This is a genomic window from Kribbella pittospori (assembly GCF_004331465.1).
Lineage (GTDB): Bacteria > Actinomycetota > Actinomycetes > Propionibacteriales > Kribbellaceae > Kribbella > Kribbella pittospori.
This window is the reverse complement of sequence record NZ_SJKB01000007.1, coordinates 459,003-478,211: the sequence shown is the minus strand read 5'-3', so window position 1 is coordinate 478,211 and position 19,209 is coordinate 459,003. Positions and strand designations below refer to the sequence as shown.

Genomic DNA, 19,209 nt, shown 5'->3' with positions numbered 1-19,209 from the left:
GGTCAGCCTAGTCCGACAATCTCTTCCGCGAGGATTTCCGGGTACTCCAGCGGCGCGTAGTGCCCGGCACCGTCCACGGGCCGCAGCCGTACGTCGCTGAAGAAGTCGTCGAGTCGATCGGACCAGGCGCGCGGGAACAGCGGATCGAACTCCGGCCACAGCACCACCGTCGGTACGGCGATCCGGTCGTACGACGGCGGCGACGACTCGGCCGCGGACGTGGCGACCGAGCCCGCACCCGCCCGGTACCAGTTGATCGAGGAGGTGAACGCACCCGGCACGGAGTAGACCTCGACCAGATGATCCAGCTCCGGCTCGAAGCCCGGACCGGACCAGTGCGTCCAGAAGTGCCGCAGATAGGACCGGACCGCGTCGGGCTTCCCGTCGATCAGCTCCTCGATCACCGGCAACCGATGGAAGGCCTGGTACCAGAACTCCGCCTGCGCGTCTTCGGAGAACACCCGCTTCCCGATCCCCGGCAGCGGCGGCGCGACCACCATGCCCTCGATCAGATCGGGCCGGCTCCTCGCGATCCCCTGCGCAATCCGGCTGCCGACGTCGTACCCGGCCAGCACCGGACGCTCCAGCCCTAGCTCCTCCACCAGGCCGATCACACTCCGCCCCTGCGCCTGGACGCCGTACTGCGCAGGATCCGCCGACTGCCGGTCCGATGCCCCGAAACCGCGGAGGTCCGGCACCACCACCTCGCAACCACGCTCGACCAGCATCGGTGCGAGCAGCCGGTAGTCGGTCCGGTCGCCCGGCCATCCGTGCAGCAGCACCACTGCTGGCCCCTCGCCGGCCCGGTCGTACGTCAGCCTGAATCCGTCCACCGCGTCGCTCAGCATGGGATTCATTGTTGACCACTCAGACCCTCCGTCCTACCGTGATTGAACAGGACTGAACAGGTCTATTCAGGGTGGGAGTCACCATGGCTGACCAACTCGAGGTGCAGCAGCAGACCCGGGCGCTCGCGGTGGAGAGCAACGGGCTGAACGTGATCGCGGACGCCGACCGGAAGGGCCGGCCGAGCCAGCTGTTCTGGCCGTGGTTCGGGGCGAACGTCTCTGTCCTCGGGCTGAGCTACGGCGCGTTCGCGCTGGGCTTCGGGATCTCGTTCTGGCAGGCGGTCATCGCCGGCCTGATCGGAGTGGTGTTCTCATTCCTGCTCTGCGGCCTGATCGCGCTGGCCGGCAAGCGTGGCTCGGCGCCGACGATGGTGCTCGGCCGCGCGGCGTTCGGTGTTCGCGGCAACAAACTGCCGTCGGTGGTGTCGTGGTTGCTGACAGTCGGCTGGGAGACCGTGCTGACGATCCTCGCCACGCTGGCGACCGCGACCGTCTTCGAACGCCTCGGCTGGGGCGGCGGCACCCTGACGAAGGTGATCGCGCTGGTCGTGGTCGGCGTACTGATCGTTGCCTGCGGCGTGCTCGGGTTCGACCTGATCATGCGGGCGCAGACGATCATCACCGTGGTCACCGGCGTACTCACGGTCGTCTACATGATCCTGGTCGCCGACCAGATCCACTGGAGCACGGTGTCCGCGCTGCCGAGCGGTTCGAGCCAGCAGGTGATCGGGGCGCTGGTGTTCCTGATGACCGGATTCGGGCTCGGCTGGGTGAATGCGGCCGCCGATTACTCCCGCTACCTGCCCCGTGAGTCGTCGAGCCGCGGCGTGGTCGGCTGGACGACGTTCGGCGGCTCGGTGGCACCCGTCGTACTGCTGGTCTTCGGACTCCTGCTTGCAGGGTCGTCGCAGGACCTGAGCGCCGCGATCGCCGCGGACCCGATCGGTGCGCTCGCGGAGGCGTTGCCGACGTGGTTCCTGGTGCCGTTCGTGATCGTCGCCGTGCTCGGCCTCGTGGGTGGCGCAGTGCTGGACATCTACTCATCCGGCCTCTCCCTGCTGGCGATCGGACTGCCCGCGCCTCGGTACGTCGCTGCGTTGATCGACGGCGTCGTGATGATCGCCGGGACCATCTACGTGGTGTTCTACGGCGGCGAGTTCCTGGCCCAGTTCCAGGGCTTCCTGATCACGCTCGGCGTCCCGATCGCGGCCTGGTGCGGCATCATGCTCGCCGACCTCGCGACCCGCCGCCGGGACTACGCCGAGGCCGACCTGTACGACGTCCGCGGCCGGTACGGCGACGTCCGGTGGCTGCCGGTGATCACGATGGTCGTTGCCACCGGCATCGGCTGGGGCCTGGTCACGAACACGCTGGCGTCGTGGCTGACCTGGCAGGGCTACCTGCTCGGGCCGCTCGGCCTCGGCGGCAAGGAGGGCGACTGGGCGTTCGCGAACCTGGGCATCCTGGTCGCGCTCGTGCTCGGCTTCGTCATCCAGCGGTTCGCGGGTGCGTCCGCCGTACGCACGCAGGAGGCGGTCGCCTGATGGTCCTCGCGCTGATCGACCTGCAGCGGATCTTCGCCGATCCCGGCTCCGGCTGGGCCGCCCCGGACTTCCGGCGGGTGGTCGAGCCGGCCAAGGAACTGGTCGAACTGTTCGCGCCGGACGTGGTCTTCACCCGATTCGTGGCGCCCGAGAAACCAACCGGTTCCTGGGTCGCGTACTACCAGGAGTTCCCGTTCGCGCTGCAGCCGCCGGAGTCGGCCGACTACCAGCTCGTCGACGAGTTCAAGGGCGCTGCAACTCTGGACAAGACCACCCTCGGCAAGTGGGGTCCGGAGCTGGCGGAGGCGGCCGCGCCGGACGGACGGCTGGTGCTCGGCGGCGTCACGACCGACTGTTGCGTGATCAGTACGGCGCTGGCCGCTGTGGACGCCGGGGTCCAGGTCCAGGTGGTCGAGGAAGCGTGCGCCGGCTCGACCGCGGACAACCACCGCAAGGCGCTCGACATCATGCAGCTGTACGCACCGATGATCGAGGTCGTCACGATCGACCAGCTCCGGAGTACTCAGTGAGCCGCCGATGCCCGAGATCGAGCTGAAGCACGAACGCGTCGCGGCGGTCCTGGCCCGGGAGATCCGTTCCGGCCTGGTACGGCGTGGCGCGCGGCTGCCCGGTGAGGTCGAACTGGCCCGGCGGTTCTCGGTCAGCCGGAACACGGTCCGCGCCGCGCTCGCCGTACTGACCGACGACGGGCTGATCGCCACCCGGACCGGCAAGGGATCGTTCGTGCTGTTCGACGGGCGCCCGCTGGACGGCCGGCTCGGCTGGACGCACGCCCTGTCCGAGCAGGGCGTGGAGACCCGGATGCGGACGGTGAAGATCGCCCTCGAACGGGATCCCGGCCTGGCCGGACGGCTCGGGCTGGACGATCCCGACGTGATCGTGATCGAGCGGGTAAGGCAACTGTCGGACGGTGTCCCGATCTCCCTGGAGCGCAGCCGGATCCCGGCCCTGGAGTCGTTGCGCGACCTGCCCGGCCGCGGCCTCGACAACGGCTCCATCAGTACGACGCTGAGCCGGGCGGGACTGCATCTCGACCACTGTGAGCAACGGCTTCGCGGCCGCCCGTTGAACCATGCCGAGGCCGAACTGCTGGGCCGGCCGGAGGGGACCTGGTTCCTGCACACCGAGCGGACCAGCTGGACCGCGGCGGACGCCTTCGCCGAGCAAGCCGACTGCCTGCTGGACCCCGAACACTTCGAACTAGGGCTTGTCTCGCAGTCCCCTGCCGTCGCCAGCAGGTGATCGGCGGAGTGCCTCGGTGTGCTGGAGGGGAGGGTTCGATGCGGAGCATCGTGCCCTCACCGCCAGTGCAGCGAGGTGCCCGCCGATTGCCGCGCAGTAGGCAGGGGACTGCGAGACAAGCCCTCGGCCTCAGCTACGGCTTCTAAGGCTCTGTTAAGGCCTAGAGCCCACGGGCATAGGGAGTTGTGCCGATGTGGCCCTCCCCCTCAGGCGAGCACTGTCTCCTCATCGACAAGCTCCCGGAGGAGATCAATGTTCTTCTACTCACCAGACTCGCTCCAGGCAGAGGTCCGTTACCGACAGAACCGCCTGCGGCGTGACTTCCAGCGTCCCGGCTGGTTCCACCGCAAGCCCAGAGTGCAGCCGCCCGAGCCCTGCGCGCCCGAACTGCGGGCCCGTCCGGCGATGTGAACGCGAGGGACCCGCCGTCCCCCGTCCGTCCCTGCGGCCGGCTCCCTCCGGGGAGCCGGCCGCACCGTCGTTCAGGGGGTCCTAGGTACCCCCTACGCCGTACCAGGAGCGCCTAAGGACACCTGAGGCGCAGGGATAGGGAGGAACTCCGATGTGCGGGGTCACCTCAGACGAGCAGATTGAGGGTGTCGGCAGGAAGCCGGCACCAGACCAGGAGGAATCCATGTACTTCAACGAAACGGTCAAGGCGGAGGTCGCCTACCGCAGGGAGCGCCTCAGCCGCGACTTCCGGCAGCACCGGAACACCCGGGCCCGCCGGAACCTCGTCCACCTGTTCGGCCGGAAAGCCTGAAGGGAGGCAGACCATGTTCATCACACCGCAGACGATCAAGGCGGAGACCGCCTACAAGCAGGAGCGGACCAAGCGTGAGTTCCGGACGGCGACGCGCCGGGAGCACGCGGAGCGGGCCCACCAGCCCGAGCCGCGGCACGCGCGCCGGACCCTCCGACCCACAACGGCGGCATGACCGCCGTGACCGCCGTCCCTGACCCGATACGAACGGTCAGGGACGGCGTTTTCGTTGCCCAAGAGGGTCAGCGGACGGGATGCCGTCGATTTGTGTCGGCTCCAGGGGCGAAGATGGACGATGTGCCCTGGACCTCGACACCTCTCGTCGGCCGCTCGACCGAGATGGCCGCCCTCCTCAGTGCCGTCGACGACGCCCGCACGCGCCGCGCCGGCGCCGTTCTGCTGTCCGGTGATGCCGGGGTAGGGAAGACCCGTCTGCTGGACGAAGTGGCCACCGGGGCCCACGAGCGCGGTTTCGGCGTCCTGGTCGGGCACTGCACCGACTTCGGCGACGCCGGCCTGCCCTACCTGCCGTTCACAGAGATCTTCGGCCGGCTGGCCGGCGAGCGGCCCGAGCTGGTCGAGAGCGTCCTGACGAACTTCCCGGCGATCGGCCGGCTCCTGCCCACCCACCGCCTGATCGGCGCCCAACCGGTGCCCCAGGAGGGCCAGCTGGACCGGGCCGCCCTGTTCGACGCGGTCCTGGGCGCGTTCACCGCGCTGTCCACCAGCGAGCCGTTGCTGGTGATCATCGAGGACGCCCACTGGGCCGACGACTCCACCCGCGACCTGATCGGCTTCCTCATCACCCGGCTGACCTCACAGCGCCTGGCCCTGGTGGTGTCCTACCGCAGCGACGACCTGCACCGCCGCCACCCGTTGCGCCGCCCGATCGCCGAGTGGTCCCGCAACCCGCGCGTACGCCGGGTCAACGTGGCGCCCCTGGACGCTGACGAGTCCCGCACCTTGCTGGACTCGCTGGTCTCCAAGCCGCTTTCGGAGGCCGAGGTACGACGGATCCTCGACCGGGCCGGCGGGAACGCGTTCTTCACCGAGGAGTTGGTGGCCGCGGCCTCGATGGGCGACGGCGACGCAGTACCGCCTGATCTGGCTGATCTGCTGCTGGTCCGGCTCGATCCGCTGTCCGACGACGCCCGGCAGGTCGCCCGCGTGATCGCGGTCGCGGGACGCCGGGTGCCGCACACGCTGCTCACCACGGTTGCCGGCCTGCCCGATCGCGAGCTCGACCAGGCCCTGCGAGAGCTCATCGACGCCCACATCATCGACGTACCGGGCAACGCGAGCTACTACTTCCGGCACGCCCTGCTGGCCGAGGCCGTGTACGACGACCTGCTGCCGGGCGAGCGAGTCCGCCAGCACGCGGCGTACGTGCAGGCGCTGAAGGACCAGACCGTCGCGGGTACGGCGGCTGAGCTCGCCGGTCACGCCACCCGGTCGCACGACCTGGCCACCGCGTTCGAGGCGCGGGTCCGGGCCGGGCAGGAGGCCATCACGGTCGCCGCGCCACAGGAGGCGCTCAAGCACTACGAGATGGCGCTCGAGCTGTTCCCGAACGCGTCGCCCGACAACACCATCGACAAGACCTGGCTGATCGTCGACACCGCGCTGGCGGCCACGCTGTCCTCGCAGCACCTGCGCGCGCTCAAGCTGCTCCGCAAGGCGCTCGTGGATCTGCCGCCGGACGCGCCGAAGCTGCAGCGAGCCCAGTTGCTGCTGCCGCTCGCGGACATCGCGCTGATCATCGACCACGACCAGGAGGCGAACGAAGCCGTCACGCAGGCGCTCAAGCTGGTGTCCGACGAGCCGTCGACCGTCTTCAAGGCCCAGGTCGCCTCGCTGTACGCGCGGGTGTCCGACGCGCTCGGCCGCCCGATGGAGGCGGAGCGCTGGGCGCACAAGGCGCTGGAGATCGCTCGCGAGGCCGGCCAGGAGTCGGCCGCCGGCGACGCCGGGATCACGCTGGCCCAGCTCCGGCGCCGGGCCGGTGACCCGGTCGCAGCTGCCAGGCAGTTGGAGGAGGCCGCCGTCCGGGCGCAGCTGACCGGTGACGCCGCGGCGGAGGTGCGGAGCCGGTTCCTGCTCGGCTCGACGTACTACGAGGAGGGCGACCTGCAAGGGGCTAAGACGGCGCTCGTCCATGCCTCGCAGCGCGCCGGTGAGCTTGGCCGGCAGTGGGCGGCGTACGGGTTCGACGCCCGGCGGATGCTGGCGCTGACCCAGTTCGTCCTGGGCGAATGGGACGACGCGACGGCCACCGCCCGGACGGACTCCATGACTCCGTCCGCGTCGGCGGCGGCGCTCCGCGCGGTGGACTTCGCGGTCCGGAGCGGCCGCGGCGACACCTCGGTCGCGGAAGAGCTGGAGCGGATGCGGAAGTGGTGGGACCTGGACGTCATGCTGCCGATCATCGGGCTGCAGCCGGCCGTGGACGCCTACCGCCAGCTCGACCAGGTCGCCGAGGCGGAGAAGCTGATCGCGGATGTCTCCGCGCTGCTGGCGGACGTGTTCCAGACCGAGTGGTTCATGGCGCAGATCCGGTTCACGACGCTCGGACTGCAGCTGCTGTGCCACCGGGCGGTGAGCGAGCCGTCGGCGGCCGAGGAGTTGGTTGCCCGAGGCTCCGAGCTGCTCGCGACGGGACAGGCGACGGTGGAGAAGGGGCTACCGCCCGGCCGGGTGATAGGCGTCGAAGGGTTGGCCTGGCTGTCGCGGCTGGAGGCGGAGTGGGAGCGGCTCCGGTGGCTGACCGGGATCGATCCGCCGTCACCTGAGGAGCACGTGGCCGCGTGGCAGCGGACGATGGACGCTTTCGGGTATGGCTATGTCTTCGAGCAGGCGTGGTCGCGGGTGCGGCTGTCGGCTGCGCTCCGCGCCGCGGGCCGGGTCGCAGAGGCGAACGAGCAGGCGGCGCTGGCCGCGGAGGTCGGCCGTGAGTTGGGGTCCAAGCCGCTGCTGGACGAGCTCGGCGGGGTCGAAGGACCCGGGTTGGGCGCCGGTGCGCTGACCGCGCGAGAGACCGAGGTGCTGAAGCTGGTCGCCGACGGCCGGACGAACCGGCAGCTCGCGCGGGAGCTGTACATCAGCGAGAAGACCGTGAGCGTGCACGTGTCGAACATCCTCGGCAAGCTCGGCGTCCGGTCGCGTACCGAGGCGGCCGCGGTCGCGCGGCGGGACGGGCTGCTGGACTGAGATCCCACGTCTGACGCAGTCCCCACAGCCGCTCACGTTCGGCGCTGTGCGGGCCACCGAACGTGAGCGGCTTGGGCGGAACCCGGGTGGGGACCGGGCGTCTTCTCGGGTCGCGCTAGCCGTGCTTGCGGCGCGGCGGCGACGGCGGTGGGATCCGGCGGGCCCTCGCCTGGGCGAGCTCGTCACCGGATGGATCGGACTGGCTACTGCCCGCGGAACGGTCGATACGGGTGATGTCGTCGAAGACGTGCTGGGCGTGCCGCATTCGCCACACGACCAGGATCACGAGCCCGGTCGCTGCGAGTGCGATCGCCACCCACAGTTGCCACGCCATAGCCTCACCACCCCGTACTCACCCCGTTCCCCCGAGTAATCACCATAACTCCAGGTCGACTACTTGGCGACAGGCTGTACGCAATCCGTTATGCAGGGCACGGCAAACCCTCACAATAGTTGCCGTTCGCAATCACAAAGGGTGACCAGGCAACGATCCGGTGAGGGTGAGGCAGGTGACTCTCGGTGACAGCGCGGCGTGCCACGGCCCCAGCCACGCCGCACGTCACTGACACTCCTTCCCAGTGCCGCCGGACTTCATGCACCGATCGGTCCGCTTTAAACGAGTGTTCTCACCTGCGGCGCGGCGTCAGCCGTCCGCCCTGGAACAGGTACGCCGCCCGGCCGTCCACCGGATCCCGGAACGCCAGCACCTCGTGGACACCGTGCTGCGGCTCCGCCGCGATCAGCCGGGAATCGTCGAGCGGGACCAGCCGGGTGCGCTGCGGCTCGGGCAGCAGCACCTTCGCCTGCTCGGTGACGGCCTCCTCCAGCACCCAGAACTCACCGTCCTCGACGCTGACGGTCGACGCGCTCAGCACACCTTCGTACCGGCCAGTGACCAGGTCGGCCGAGATCTCGACCGGCTCAGCCAGCGGCACCGGCCGGGCCGGCAGTTCGATCCCCGCCGTCTCCCGCAGTACGTGGCCGACCAATTCGTCGTACAGGACCGGCGTGTCGCCGCCGTTGGTGAGGAGGGCGACCGCGACTCCCTTGTCCGGGACGAGCCGGAAGAACGCGGACTGGCCTACGGTCCCGCCGTCGTGACCGTAGACCGTCCCGCCGTCGAGCGTGAAGATCATCCAGCCGAGGCCCCACTGACCCGGGAAGCCACCGGTCGGCGGTACGTCGACCTGCGGCTCCCACAGGCGATCGATGGTGGCCCGGTCCAGCAGCGACGCGTCCAGGAAGGCCCGGCCGAAGGTGATCAGGTCGCCGGCGCTCATCGCGAGCAATGACCCCGCCGGCGCCATCGCGTGCACCAGGCTCCACACCGGTGCCGGCTCCAGCGGCGCATCCGGCGTCGGTGAGACGTGCCCGACCGCGGCCCGGTACAGCAGCGCCTCGTCCGGGATCGTGGCCAGGTGCTTCAGCTCCAGCGGTACGCCGATGTGTTCGCGGATCAGCTCGTGATACGGCTTGCCGCGCAGTACCTCGGCGATCCGGCCGAGGACCACGAAGCCCGAGTTGTTGTAGGAGAACCCGGCGCCGGGCGGAACCTCCTGGGCCAGGCCGGGCAGTACGTCGCGGATGAACAGCTCGACACCGTCGTCGCCACGGGACGTCGGGGTGAAGGCGTCACCCGAGAAGCCGGCGGTGTGGGTGAGCAGGTGCCGCGGCGTGATCGACGCGGCCGCGGCCTCGTCGCCGAGCTTGAACTCGGGCAGGTAGTCGCGGACCGGCCGGTCCAGGTCGACCTTGCCCTCGACAACCAGCTGGGCGATCAGCGTGGTGGTCCACAGCTTGGTGATCGAGCCGACCTGGAAGACCGAGCCGGTCGTCGCCTCGACCCCGGTGTTCATGCTCAGGATGCCGGCGGCCGCCGTACTCAGCTCGCCGTCGGCCCAGACCGCGACCGACGCGCCCGGCACACCGTGCTTGTCGATCAGCCGACCGAGGTTGTTGTCCAACCAGCTTTGCATCTCACGCCTCCGATGAGAGAACACGCATCAGGTTCTGGCCGAGCACCTTGCGAATGGTTGCCTCTGACAACCCACGGCGCTGGAGCGCGTCGGTGACCAGCGGCATCCCGGCCGGACCTTCGAGGCCGGGCACGAACACCTCGACGTCGAGGCCCTGGATGACCAGCGGACGGTCACAGGCCGGCACCTTCTCGCCGTACACCTCCGCGACGAAGTCGCTGCCCAGTCCGACGTGGTCGGCGCCGGCGACGTTCACGACGTACTCGAGGTGGTCGGCCAGGTGCTCGACGGTCGGCTTCTCCGCGGTGGTGAGGAATCCGGCGAAGAAGTTCACGCAGACGACGCCGCCGGTGGCCGCGATCGCGCGCAACTGCTCGTCGGTGAGGTTGCGGTGGTGGTCGCGCAGGGCGAACGCGCTGGAGTGCGATGCGACCAGCGGTTTGGTCGCCAGCTCGAGGATGTGCTCGACTCCGCCGCGGCCGACGTGCGAGACGTCGATCAGTACGCCGAGTTCCTCCAGCAGACCGACCGCCTCGACGCCGGCGTGGGTGAGCCGGCTGCCGGTCGCGTCCTCGCCCGATCCGTCGCCGAGCGCGCTGCGGCCGAAGTGGGTGAACGACACCATCCGGACGCCGAGCCGTTGCAGCGTCTGCAGGAGTTCGAGGTCGTTGTCGATCTGCGGGCAACCTTCGAGCGCCAGCACCAGCGCGATCTTGCCCGCTGCGGTGGCGGCCGCGATGTCGCCGGGCGCCGTACACAGCGCGACCTCATCGGCGTTGCCTTCGACGATCCGGTGTGCGGCCTCGATCATCCGCAGGGTCTCGCGCAACGCCCCTTCCGGCCGGAACTCGTCGTCGATGAACACCGGCAGCACCTGGACGTCGATCCCGCCCTCGCGCAACTGCGGGATCCACCGCTCCCGGAAGTACTGCGCCCACGTCGCCTTCGGCCGTCGCGCCACCAGCATCAACAGGTCGTTGTGCCCATCCGCCACCAGCGCGTCCCGATGCAGGTCGGTCATGCGGCCCCTCTCCTCGTCGGCGGGACCAGAATATGCTCGGGCTGGTGAAGGTGCTTTCGGCTCAGGATGTCCGGCGTGCGGTTCCGATGAGTACGGCGATCGACGCGGTGCGGGACGCGTTCCGGGAACTGGCGGCGGGCAACTTCGTGCTGCCACCGCGGCAGATCTTCGGCAACGGGTCGGTGCTGGTGATGTCGGCGTACCACACGCCGACCGGGAGCGCCGTGGTGAAGAAGATCGGTATCGCGCTCGACCAGGTGCCGGCTATCCGCGCGACGGTGATCTGGACCGGCGCCGGCGATCAACTCGTCGCGGACGGCAGCTCGATCACCACGTTGCGGACCGGTGCGGTCGTCGGAGTCGCCACCGATCTGCTGGCCCCCGCCGACGCGACCCGGCTCACGCTGATCGGGACGGGAGCTCAGGCACCGGACCAGGTCCGCGCGGTTCTCGCCGTACGTCCGATCGCCGACGTCCTGGTCACGGGCCGCTCGGCTGACCGTGCTGCAGCGTTGAGCAAAACACTCGCCGACGAGTTTCCCGAGGTGAAGTTCACTCCGGGCACGGATATCGACGACGCGATCGGCGACGCCGACATCGTCTGCTGCGCCACCTCGTCCACCACGCCGCTCTTCACCGCCGACGCGCTCCACGACCGAGTCCACGTCAACGCCATCGGCGCCTTCCGCCCGACGATGCGCGAGCTGCCGCGCGACCTCTTCGCCACCGCGTCGACGGTCCTGGTCGATCAGCAGGCGGCGGCGCTGGAAGAGTCCGGCGAGATCATCGACGCAGTCGACTCCGGCACGCTGCAACGCACAGACCTGGTCGAACTCGGGCCCGCCCTCTCAACTCCCCCGGCCTCGACCGGCCGCACCGTCTTCAAGTCCGTCGGCATCGGCCCCCAGGACTGGGCAATCGCCGCCGCACTCGCCCGCGCTTAGCGGACCTGGGCCACTCACCAACCCGACCGAAGAGCCGGAGCCGGCCGACGTCTGAGCGTGCGTCGTTCGCAGCGCCAGTGGTTGGTGAGTGCTGGAGGTCCGGACGCCAAGGCCATCACAATGTGCCCGTCGCGAACAGGCTGAGCATGGCCGGCTGCCATCGGCGCGATTGTGATGGCCTGGCGGTCCGGCTCAGGTCCAGCGCAGGACGCCCTTGCGGTAGGCGTACAACAGGCCGATCGCGACGAAGGCGAGGAAGACGAACATCTCGATCAAGGTCGAGAAGCCGAGGGTGGCGAAGATCGTCGCCCACGGGAACAGGTAGATCGCGTCGACGGCGAAGATCACGTAGAGGTAGGCGAACAGGTAGTACCGGATGTGGACCTGCGCCCAGCCCTCGCCGACCGGGTCGACGCCGGACTCGTACGTCTTGAGCTTGCTCTCGGTCGGATAGGTGACGGTGAGCGCCTTGTTCAGCGCGAAGGCCCCGATCAGCCCGACCAGGCCGAGCGCGACCACCGCGAGGATGACCCCATAGCTCTCCGACACGTGCAGCAGCTTAGTTGGTGCAGAGCATGATGGAGTCGACTGAGACATAGGGGCCGTAGCCGGAGTTGATGTCGGTGACTTGGAGGCGGAGGCGGGTGATGCCGAGGATCTTGGCGTTGAGCCAGGTCTCGGTCTCCTGTGCCTGCCGCACCGAGGTGATTGCCTTGGTCCCGTTGTGCAGCGACACCCGTACGGTCCCGTCGGTGAGGTTGCCGAGCCAGTTCCGCACGTAGCTGCAACCAGTCGAGTCCACGTCGCCCCAGACGAACCCACCCTTGTTGGCGAGCAGATCGGCCTCCGCCCGCCGCGGCCCTTCGTTCGGCGGCACCACGTTGAACTGCGGCGCCCCCTTCCCACCGGCGGCCAGCATTCCCCGCTTGAAGATCCCGCGCCAGACATAGTGCTTGAGGCTGATCACCGGCGAGATCGCCGCCGGGTACGGCGCCTGTGGCCCGACCGCGATGCGATACGTCCGGACCGACCCGGGCTGCACGGTCTTGATCGTCACCGAGCTGCCCGCCGAATACCCGTGCGCGATCTCCTGCCACCGCTTCTCGGCCGGGATCCACTGGTGCAGCGGGATCCGCGTGCCCGCCTTCGGTGCGGGGGTCAACGAGCCGATCACCGTGATCACACCTTTGGTGCTGTCCGTCGTCCGGATAGTGGTGATCTTGGCCGTCCGCGCCGGTGCAGCGGCCGACTCCGGGGCCACCGCAGGCGCCGAACCGCCGAGGCTCATCGCGGGCGCCACCTGCGCGGAGCACCCGGTCAGGACAAGGATCAGCAGTCCGGCAACGGCACGCATGCCGACATGCTGCCGGTTGTGACTGCGGATCGCAAGCGAACGACTGCGTAGGGTGACAGCCGCGAAATTATCCCTAGCGGATGAATCCACCCACTAACACCGTGTCCCAGGCTGTGGACCACCGGGGCTTCCGCATGGTTCTGTACTAAGGGCGAACTAATATTGGGGTTATCGCCCTGAACTGGGGGGATCGACCTGTCGCCCACGACGCGGCGGGCCGGCCCAAGCTTCGACTTGGAGATGAACAGAACAGTGACCATCGAGGTCAAGCAGCTCGACCGCGTGGTGATCCGCTTCGCCGGCGACTCCGGTGACGGGATGCAGCTCACCGGGGACAGGTTCACAGCGGAAACGGCATCGTTCGGCAATGATCTGTCGACCCTGCCCAACTTCCCCGCCGAGATCCGGGCACCAGCCGGAACTCTGCCGGGGGTGTCGTCGTTCCAGCTCCACTTCGCCGATCACGACATTCTCACGCCGGGTGATGCGCCCGATGTGCTGATCGCGATGAACCCGGCCGCGCTGAAGGCGAACCTGCGCGACGTACCGCGCGGCGCGACGCTGATCGTCGACACGGCGGACTTCACGGCCCGCAACCTGAAGCGGATCGGGTACGACGAGAATCCGCTGGAGACCGGTGAGCTCGACGCGTACCACCTGATCGCGTTGAACCTGACCGGCATGACGGTGGAGTCGGTCAAGGAGTTCGGCCTGACCCGCAAGGACGCCTCGCGGGCCAAGAACATGTACGCGCTGGGGCTGGTGTCGTGGCTGTTCCAGCGCCCGGTCGAGTCGACGATCACGTTCCTGGAGACCAAGTTCGCCAGCAAGCCGGACATCCGGGACGCGAACATCGCGGCCTTCCGGGCGGGCTACAACTTCGGCGAGACCGCGGAGGAGTTCTCGGTCCGGTACGAGGTGAAGCCGGCCAAGATGGCCACCGGCACCTACCGGAACATCTCCGGCAACCTGGCGCTGGCGTACGGCCTGGTGGCGGGCGCTCAGCGGGCCGGTTTGCCGCTGGTCCTGGGCGCGTATCCGATCACACCGGCCTCCGACGTACTGCACGAGCTGTCCAAGCTCAAGCGGTTCAACGTGACCACGATCCAGGCCGAGGACGAGATCGCCGGTGTCGGCGCTGCCCTCGGCGCGTCGTTCGGCGGCGCGCTCGGCGTGACCACGTCGTCAGGCCCGGGCATCAGCCTGAAGTCCGAGACGATCGGCCTCGGCGTGATGCTCGAGCTGCCGCTGGTCGTGTGTGACATCCAGCGCGCCGGCCCGTCGACCGGCATGCCGACCAAGACCGAGCAGGCCGACCTGCTGCAGGTGATGTTCGGCCGCAACGGTGAGGCGCCGCTGCCGGTGGTCGCGGCCCAGTCCCCCGCGGACTGCTTCGCGATCGCGGTCGAGGCGGCCCGGATCGCCGTCACCTACCGGACGCCGGTGATCGTGCTGTCCGACGGTTACCTGGCCAACGGTTCGGAGCCGTGGCAGATCCCGGTGGTCGACGACCTGCCGACGATCGACCCGAACTTCACCCTCGAGCCGAACGCGACCGACGACAAGGGCGCACCGCTCTACCTCCCCTACCTGCGCGACCCGGAGACCCTGGCCCGCGCCTGGGCGATCCCAGGTACGGCGGGTCTGGACCACCGCATCGGCGGTCTGGAGAAGGAGGACAAGACCGGCAACATCTCCTACGACCCGGCCAACCACGACCTGATGATCCGCACCCGCCAGGCGAAGGTGGACGGCATCGCCCGTTCCATCGACCCGATCGAGGTCGACGACCCGGACGGTACGGCGAAGGTCCTGGTGCTGGGCTGGGGATCGACGTACGGCCCGATCGGCGCCGGGGTCCGCCGGGTCCGCAAGGTCGGCGGCAAGGTCGCGCAGGCTCACCTGCGGCACCTGAACCCGTTCCCGCCGAACCTGGGCGATCTGCTCCGCAGCTACGACAAGGTCCTGGTCCCGGAGATGAACCTGGGCCAGCTGGCGATGCTGCTGCGGGCGAAGTTCCTGGTCGACGTCGTGTCCTACGCACAGGTCCGGGGCATGCCGCTCGGCGCGGCCGAGCTGGCCGAGGTGATCGGCAACCTGGTCGAGGAGACCGAGGGCATCGACGACGACGCCCGCCACCTGGGCGAGGCCGCCGCCAGCCTGACTCACGGTGAAGCGCTGCACACCGAGCCCAACGGTCAGCCCAACGGTCAGGCGAACGGCCAACTGCACGAGTCGGAGGGAGCACGATGAGCACGGTCGACCTCGGCCTGCCGAGTCTGCCCGGTGGGCTGCACGGCGTCCCGGCCGCGAGCGAGCCGCAGAACCGCAAGGAGTACGTGTCGGACCAGGAGGTCCGGTGGTGCCCCGGCTGCGGCGACTACGCCGTGCTGGCGGCGTTCCAGGGCTTCCTGCCCGAGCTCGGGATCAAGCGCGAGAACATCGCGATGGTCTCCGGCATCGGCTGCTCGTCGCGGTTCCCGTACTACCTGTCGACGTACGGCATGCACTCGATCCACGGGCGTGCGCCGGCGATCGCGACCGGTCTCGCGGTGGCCCGGCCGGACCTGAGTGTCTGGGTGGTGACCGGTGACGGCGACGCGCTGTCGATCGGCGGCAACCACCTGATCCACTCGCTGCGACGCAACGTGAACCTGAAGATCCTGCTGTTCAACAACCGGATCTACGGCCTCACCAAGGGTCAGTACTCGCCGACCTCGGAGCCGGGCAAGGTGACGAAGTCGACGCCGATGGGCTCGGTGGACAACCCGTTCAACCCGGTCTCGCTGGCGCTCGGCGCGGAGGCGACGTTCGTGGCCCGCACGATCGACTCCGACCGCAAGCACCTGACCTCGGTCCTGCGCGCGGCCGCCGAGCACCGCGGCACGGCGATCGTGGAGATCTACCAGAACTGCCCGATCTTCAACGACAACGCGTTCGAGGCGTTCAAGGATCCGGAGACCCGCGACGACGCGATCATCCCGCTGGTGCACGGCGAGCCGATCCGGTTCGGCAAGGAAGGCCGGCTCGGCGTGGTCCGCGACGGCTTCGCCTCGCTGGCCGTCAAGGAGGTCGCCGACCTCCCGAACGGCGAGGCCGACCTGGTCGTCCACGACGCCCATGCCGACGACCCGGCGTACGCGTTCGCGCTGTCCCGGCTGACCGACGCCGGCATCCTGCACCAGGCCCCGATCGGCATCTTCCGTGCCGTCGAGCGCCCGGCGTACGACGACATGGTTCGTCAGCAGATCACCACCGCCCAGGAGGCTCAGGGCACCGGCGACCTGCAGGCGCTCGTCACCGGCTCGGACACCTGGACGATCAACTGAGGAAGGTCCGGACGGCTTTCTGAAAGCCGTCCGGGTCCTCCACCCACGGGTAGTGCGCGACACCGTCGAGCACTACCCGTTCCGCGTTCGGCAGCGCCCGCAGCAGACTGTCGGTGACGTACGGCGGCCGCAGATCCTCCGCTCCATGGATCAACAGCGTCGGTACGTCGATCCGCGCGCAAGCACCGGCCCGATCCGGCACTGCGCGAAGCTCGGCCAGCAACGCGTCGGCGCACTCCTGGTTGGGCTCGAACCGTGGTGTGTTGAGCCGGCGCGCCTGCTCCAGCGCCGTCGTCTGGTCGGCGAAGTTCGTCGCGATGCGCGCGATCCAGGGATCCGCTGATGGCACGAGCCGCTCGGCGACGCGGTCCCGGTACGACGGGGGTGGTCCGTTGAGGCCGGTGCTCGAGACCAGGATCAAGTGGCTGAGGTGGTCGAGGTGCGCCGCGGCGTACTGGAGCGCGAGGGCCGCACCCCAGGAGTGCCCGATCAGGATGATCTTGTCGTTGCCGTCGCGGATCGTCTCGAGGTCGGCGACCGAGCGTTCGAGGGTGTAGGGACCGCGGCGATCGGACCGGCCGCAGCCTCGCTGATCCCACCGATGCACCCTGAAGCCGGGCAGCGGCAACGGGACGTCGTCGAAGACGTCCCACCAGCCAGGGCCACCGTGGACGAGGACGACGGGCGGTCCGTCGCCGGTCGCTTCGGTCCAGAGCCGGCAGCCGTCGTCAGTCGTCGAGTGAGGCATAGACGGCGGCGCGCAACTCGCGACGGATCGGGTAGCTGGAGGACGGACGCAACTGGGTCAGGAAGACGACAGCCAGTTCGTCGGCCGGCGAGACGAAGAACGCCGTCGAGGCGGCGCCACCCCAGAAGTATTCGCCCGGGCTGCCGATCGTCTGCGCCACGACCGGATCCAGCAACACCCCGAACCCGAGGCCGAAGCCTTGTCCCGCTCGCTTCGTCTCGCCGCCGAAATCAGCGACAGCCGCGAGGTCCTGACCGCCGGGCAGGTGGTTCATGGTCATGAACTGCAGCGTCCGCGGGCCGATGATCCGCACACCGTCGAGCGACCCGCCCGCGGCCAGCATCCGGGCGAACCGCAGGTAGTCCCCGGCCGTCGACACCAACCCAGCTACGCCGGACAGGAACGTACGCGGCCTCAGGTAGGCGCTCGTCAATGGGTCGTCCGCCAGCGCGAAGCCGCCGTGGTCGTACCTGTAGCTGGCGGCGAACCGCGAGATGCTTGCCTCAGGCACCGAAAACCCGGTGTCCGTCATACCGAGTGGGTCGAAGATCCGGGTCCGCAGGTACTCGTCCAGCGGCAGACCGCTGATCACCTCGCAGAGCAGGCCGACCAGGTCGGTCGAGATCCCGTAGATCCAGCGCGTCCCGGGATCTGCCTGCAACGGAAGATCCGCCAGCCGGGCCGGCAACTCCGACAAGGGCGCGTCCGAGTCCATCCCGGTCAGCCCGGCGTCCTGGTAGAGCCGGCTGACCGGGTGCTTGCCGTTCGAGGCCGCGAGCCCCGACATGTGCATCAGAACATCGCGCACCGTCATCTCGCGGGTGGAGTCGCGGAGCGCGCCGTCCGCGAACACCTTCGGGCGGCCGAGTGCGGGCAGGTACTTCACCACCGGATCGTCGAGCTGGAACCGGCCCTCTTCGTACAGCTGCATCAGCCCGAGACTGACGATCGGCTTGGTCATCGAGAAGATCCGGAAGATCGTGTCCGGCCGCAGCTCCCGGCCACGCTCGGCGTCCGCCAGTCCGCAGGCCTCGAACAACTCCACCTTGTCCCGCCGCGCGACCGCTGTGACCGCGCCCGGATACCGCCCGGCGTCGACGTACCGCCGGACCAGGGCCGCGACTCGCTCCATCGAACCTCCTTGTAGCGAATACTTCAGAGCCGACGGTATGTGTTGTGAACGTTACGACGCAAGAGCGGATACCGTGACGCCGTGGACGAACGCCTGGTCCTCCTGGTCGCGTACGACGGTGCCGAACTGCTCGACATCGCCTGCGTGACGTCGTGTCTGGACATCGCGAACCGCATCGGCGCCAGCCCGCCGTACCGGATGGTGCTGGCGACGCCGGGGAAGCGGGTCGTGAAGTGCGACTCAGGGCTGCAGTTGCAGGCCGATGTCGCGCTCGAGCGGTTCAACGAGCCGATGGACACGCTGCTCGTGTCCGGCGGACTCGGACACGAGGACGCTGCCGCGGATCGCAGTCTGGTCGGGCACGTACGGCGCCTGTCCGCGCTCGCCCGACGAGTGTCGTCGGTGTGCACCGGCGCGACCGTGCTCGCGGCCACCGGCCTGCTGAGTGGACGCCGCATCACGACCCACTGGATGTACGCCGATCAGCTCGCGGCGAAGCATCCGGATGTTGACGTCGACGCGGACCCGATCTACATCCGCGACGGCGAGATCGCGACCTCGGGTGGCGTCACGAGCGCGCTGGATCTGACCATGTCGTTCATCGAGGAGGACCACGGCGAGGCGATCGCCCGCGGTGTCGCGCTGGGCACGGTCACCTACCTCCAGCGGCCGGCCGGCCAGTCCCAGATGAGCATGTTCGTGGCGAGCCGGCTGAGCGGCGACCTCCTGGTCCGGCGGCTCCGCGACCACATCGTGAGCCATCCGAACTCGGACCTCAGTACGCCGGCCCTAGCGCGACTCGCCGGGGTCAGTGAGCGGCACCTGTCCCGGATGTTCCTCACCCACGTCGAGCAGACGCCGGCGCAGTACGTCCGCGGCGTCCGCACCGAGGCCGCGGCACACCTCCTGGTCTCGGGCGAACTACCACTCGCGGCCGTCGCCCGGCAATGCGGTTTCGGCTCGACCGAGTCGCTCCGACAAGCTTTCGTCGACCGGTACGGCGTACCTCCGTCGCAGTACCGGCGGACGCGGACACCGGCCTGATCCCAGGAATCCGGTCCGGTCCAGCAGACATCCGGA

18 protein-coding genes are annotated in these 19,209 nt (G+C 69.1%); 10 read left to right on the top strand and 8 right to left on the bottom strand.

Going from position 1 to position 19,209, the window contains the following annotated elements; all coding sequences use genetic code 11:
- Nucleotides 1-2 precede the first annotated feature (2 nt).
- Nucleotides 3-848: an alpha/beta fold hydrolase gene (locus E0H73_RS24355; RefSeq protein ID WP_131360378.1), complete on the bottom strand. Its 846-nt coding sequence runs from the start codon at nucleotides 846-848 to the stop codon at nucleotides 3-5.
- Nucleotides 849-931: 83 nt separating this feature from the next.
- Between E0H73_RS24355 and E0H73_RS24350 the strand changes: the two genes are divergently transcribed.
- The 6 genes from E0H73_RS24350 (at nucleotide 932) to E0H73_RS48000 (ending at nucleotide 7,625) form a co-directional block, all read left to right on the top strand.
- Nucleotides 932-2,392 (top strand): purine-cytosine permease family protein, encoded by a 1,461-nt coding sequence (locus tag E0H73_RS24350; protein WP_131360376.1) that lies wholly within the window; start codon nucleotides 932-934, stop codon nucleotides 2,390-2,392.
- Complete coding sequence (locus E0H73_RS24345) at nucleotides 2,392-2,922, top strand: cysteine hydrolase family protein (protein WP_131360374.1); 531 nt, start codon at nucleotides 2,392-2,394, stop codon at nucleotides 2,920-2,922. The genes E0H73_RS24350 and E0H73_RS24345 overlap by 1 nt, the downstream gene beginning before the upstream one ends.
- Before the next feature lie 7 nt (nucleotides 2,923-2,929).
- A complete protein-coding gene (locus E0H73_RS24340; RefSeq protein ID WP_131360372.1) occupies nucleotides 2,930-3,655 on the top strand; it encodes a GntR family transcriptional regulator in 726 nt (241 codons plus the stop codon).
- A 634-nt stretch (nucleotides 3,656-4,289) separates the two neighbouring features.
- Nucleotides 4,290-4,418 carry a hypothetical protein gene (locus E0H73_RS48005; RefSeq protein WP_272948889.1) on the top strand — a complete coding sequence of 43 codons (129 nt, stop codon included), beginning with the start codon at nucleotides 4,290-4,292 and terminating at the stop codon, nucleotides 4,416-4,418.
- Nucleotides 4,419-4,431: 13 nt separating this feature from the next.
- On the top strand, nucleotides 4,432-4,593 hold the full coding sequence (locus E0H73_RS45990) for a hypothetical protein (RefSeq protein ID WP_165555799.1): 162 nt from the start codon (nucleotides 4,432-4,434) through the stop codon (nucleotides 4,591-4,593).
- Between the two features lie 113 nt (nucleotides 4,594-4,706).
- Nucleotides 4,707-7,625, top strand: coding sequence for a helix-turn-helix transcriptional regulator (locus tag E0H73_RS48000; protein ID WP_131360370.1), 2,919 nt, complete (start codon nucleotides 4,707-4,709; stop codon nucleotides 7,623-7,625).
- Nucleotides 7,626-7,740: 115 nt separating this feature from the next.
- Here the strand turns inward: E0H73_RS48000 and E0H73_RS24330 are convergent, their stop codons facing one another.
- From E0H73_RS24330 to E0H73_RS24320, 3 genes are all read right to left on the bottom strand, one after another.
- Nucleotides 7,741-7,959 carry a hypothetical protein gene (locus E0H73_RS24330; protein WP_131360368.1) on the bottom strand — a complete coding sequence of 73 codons (219 nt, stop codon included), beginning with the start codon at nucleotides 7,957-7,959 and terminating at the stop codon, nucleotides 7,741-7,743.
- 292 nt (nucleotides 7,960-8,251) lie between these two features.
- The gene (locus E0H73_RS24325; RefSeq protein ID WP_131360366.1) at nucleotides 8,252-9,601 is read right to left on the bottom strand and encodes a serine hydrolase domain-containing protein; all 1,350 of its coding nucleotides are present in this window, start codon (nucleotides 9,599-9,601) and stop codon (nucleotides 8,252-8,254) included.
- A 1-nt stretch (nucleotide 9,602) separates the two neighbouring features.
- Nucleotides 9,603-10,622, bottom strand: a complete 1,020-nt coding sequence (locus E0H73_RS24320) for a dipeptidase (protein ID WP_131360364.1) — start codon at nucleotides 10,620-10,622, stop codon at nucleotides 9,603-9,605.
- 44 nt (nucleotides 10,623-10,666) lie between these two features.
- On the opposite strand from E0H73_RS24320, the gene E0H73_RS24315 reads away from it, so the two are divergent.
- Nucleotides 10,667-11,566 carry an ornithine cyclodeaminase family protein gene (locus E0H73_RS24315; RefSeq protein ID WP_202867534.1) on the top strand — a complete coding sequence of 300 codons (900 nt, stop codon included), beginning with the start codon at nucleotides 10,667-10,669 and terminating at the stop codon, nucleotides 11,564-11,566.
- A 192-nt stretch (nucleotides 11,567-11,758) separates the two neighbouring features.
- Here the strand turns inward: E0H73_RS24315 and E0H73_RS24310 are convergent, their stop codons facing one another.
- On the bottom strand, nucleotides 11,759-12,115 hold the full coding sequence (locus tag E0H73_RS24310) for an NADH-quinone oxidoreductase subunit A (protein ID WP_238164204.1): 357 nt from the start codon (nucleotides 12,113-12,115) through the stop codon (nucleotides 11,759-11,761).
- A 10-nt stretch (nucleotides 12,116-12,125) separates the two neighbouring features.
- Nucleotides 12,126-12,920, bottom strand: a complete 795-nt coding sequence (locus E0H73_RS24305) for a hypothetical protein (protein WP_131360358.1) — start codon at nucleotides 12,918-12,920, stop codon at nucleotides 12,126-12,128.
- Between the two features lie 240 nt (nucleotides 12,921-13,160).
- On the opposite strand from E0H73_RS24305, the gene E0H73_RS24300 reads away from it, so the two are divergent.
- Nucleotides 13,161-15,173, top strand: coding sequence for a 2-oxoacid:acceptor oxidoreductase subunit alpha (locus E0H73_RS24300; RefSeq protein WP_238164201.1), 2,013 nt, complete (start codon nucleotides 13,161-13,163; stop codon nucleotides 15,171-15,173).
- Nucleotides 15,170-16,249, top strand: coding sequence for a 2-oxoacid:ferredoxin oxidoreductase subunit beta (locus E0H73_RS24295; protein ID WP_131360356.1), 1,080 nt, complete (start codon nucleotides 15,170-15,172; stop codon nucleotides 16,247-16,249). Before E0H73_RS24300 ends, E0H73_RS24295 begins: the two co-directional genes overlap by 4 nt.
- On the opposite strand, the gene E0H73_RS24290 is transcribed toward E0H73_RS24295, so the two are convergent.
- Both E0H73_RS24290 and E0H73_RS24285 read right to left on the bottom strand, forming a co-directional pair.
- Entirely contained in the window at nucleotides 16,242-16,997 is a 756-nt protein-coding gene (locus tag E0H73_RS24290) for an alpha/beta fold hydrolase (protein ID WP_131360354.1), read from the bottom strand. The two genes, E0H73_RS24295 and E0H73_RS24290, sit on opposite strands and share 8 nt — an antisense overlap.
- Nucleotides 16,978-18,129: a serine hydrolase domain-containing protein gene (locus tag E0H73_RS24285; protein ID WP_131360352.1), complete on the bottom strand. Its 1,152-nt coding sequence runs from the start codon at nucleotides 18,127-18,129 to the stop codon at nucleotides 16,978-16,980. Before E0H73_RS24285 ends, E0H73_RS24290 begins: the two co-directional genes overlap by 20 nt.
- Before the next feature lie 81 nt (nucleotides 18,130-18,210).
- On the opposite strand from E0H73_RS24285, the gene E0H73_RS24280 reads away from it, so the two are divergent.
- Complete coding sequence (locus E0H73_RS24280; protein WP_131360350.1) at nucleotides 18,211-19,173, top strand: GlxA family transcriptional regulator; 963 nt, start codon at nucleotides 18,211-18,213, stop codon at nucleotides 19,171-19,173.
- Nucleotides 19,174-19,209 lie beyond the last annotated feature (36 nt).

Coding starts and splice junctions, on each gene's coding strand:
- E0H73_RS24345 (WP_131360374.1), top strand. CDS start 2,392: ATGGTCCTCGCGCTGATCGACCTGCAGCGGATCTTCGCCGATCCCGGC.
- E0H73_RS24300 (WP_238164201.1), top strand. CDS start 13,161: ATGAACAGAACAGTGACCATCGAGGTCAAGCAGCTCGACCGCGTGGTG.
- E0H73_RS48005 (WP_272948889.1), top strand. CDS start 4,290: ATGTACTTCAACGAAACGGTCAAGGCGGAGGTCGCCTACCGCAGGGAG.
- E0H73_RS24285 (WP_131360352.1), bottom strand. CDS start 18,129: ATGGAGCGAGTCGCGGCCCTGGTCCGGCGGTACGTCGACGCCGGGCGG.
- E0H73_RS24330 (WP_131360368.1), bottom strand. CDS start 7,959: ATGGCGTGGCAACTGTGGGTGGCGATCGCACTCGCAGCGACCGGGCTC.
- E0H73_RS24295 (WP_131360356.1), top strand. CDS start 15,170: ATGAGCACGGTCGACCTCGGCCTGCCGAGTCTGCCCGGTGGGCTGCAC.
- E0H73_RS24340 (WP_131360372.1), top strand. CDS start 2,930: ATGCCCGAGATCGAGCTGAAGCACGAACGCGTCGCGGCGGTCCTGGCC.
- E0H73_RS24350 (WP_131360376.1), top strand. CDS start 932: ATGGCTGACCAACTCGAGGTGCAGCAGCAGACCCGGGCGCTCGCGGTG.
- E0H73_RS24305 (WP_131360358.1), bottom strand. CDS start 12,920: ATGCGTGCCGTTGCCGGACTGCTGATCCTTGTCCTGACCGGGTGCTCC.
- E0H73_RS24320 (WP_131360364.1), bottom strand. CDS start 10,622: ATGACCGACCTGCATCGGGACGCGCTGGTGGCGGATGGGCACAACGAC.
- E0H73_RS24290 (WP_131360354.1), bottom strand. CDS start 16,997: ATGCCTCACTCGACGACTGACGACGGCTGCCGGCTCTGGACCGAAGCG.
- E0H73_RS24355 (WP_131360378.1), bottom strand. CDS start 848: ATGCTGAGCGACGCGGTGGACGGATTCAGGCTGACGTACGACCGGGCC.
- E0H73_RS45990 (WP_165555799.1), top strand. CDS start 4,432: ATGTTCATCACACCGCAGACGATCAAGGCGGAGACCGCCTACAAGCAG.
- E0H73_RS24325 (WP_131360366.1), bottom strand. CDS start 9,601: ATGCAAAGCTGGTTGGACAACAACCTCGGTCGGCTGATCGACAAGCAC.
- E0H73_RS48000 (WP_131360370.1), top strand. CDS start 4,707: ATGGACGATGTGCCCTGGACCTCGACACCTCTCGTCGGCCGCTCGACC.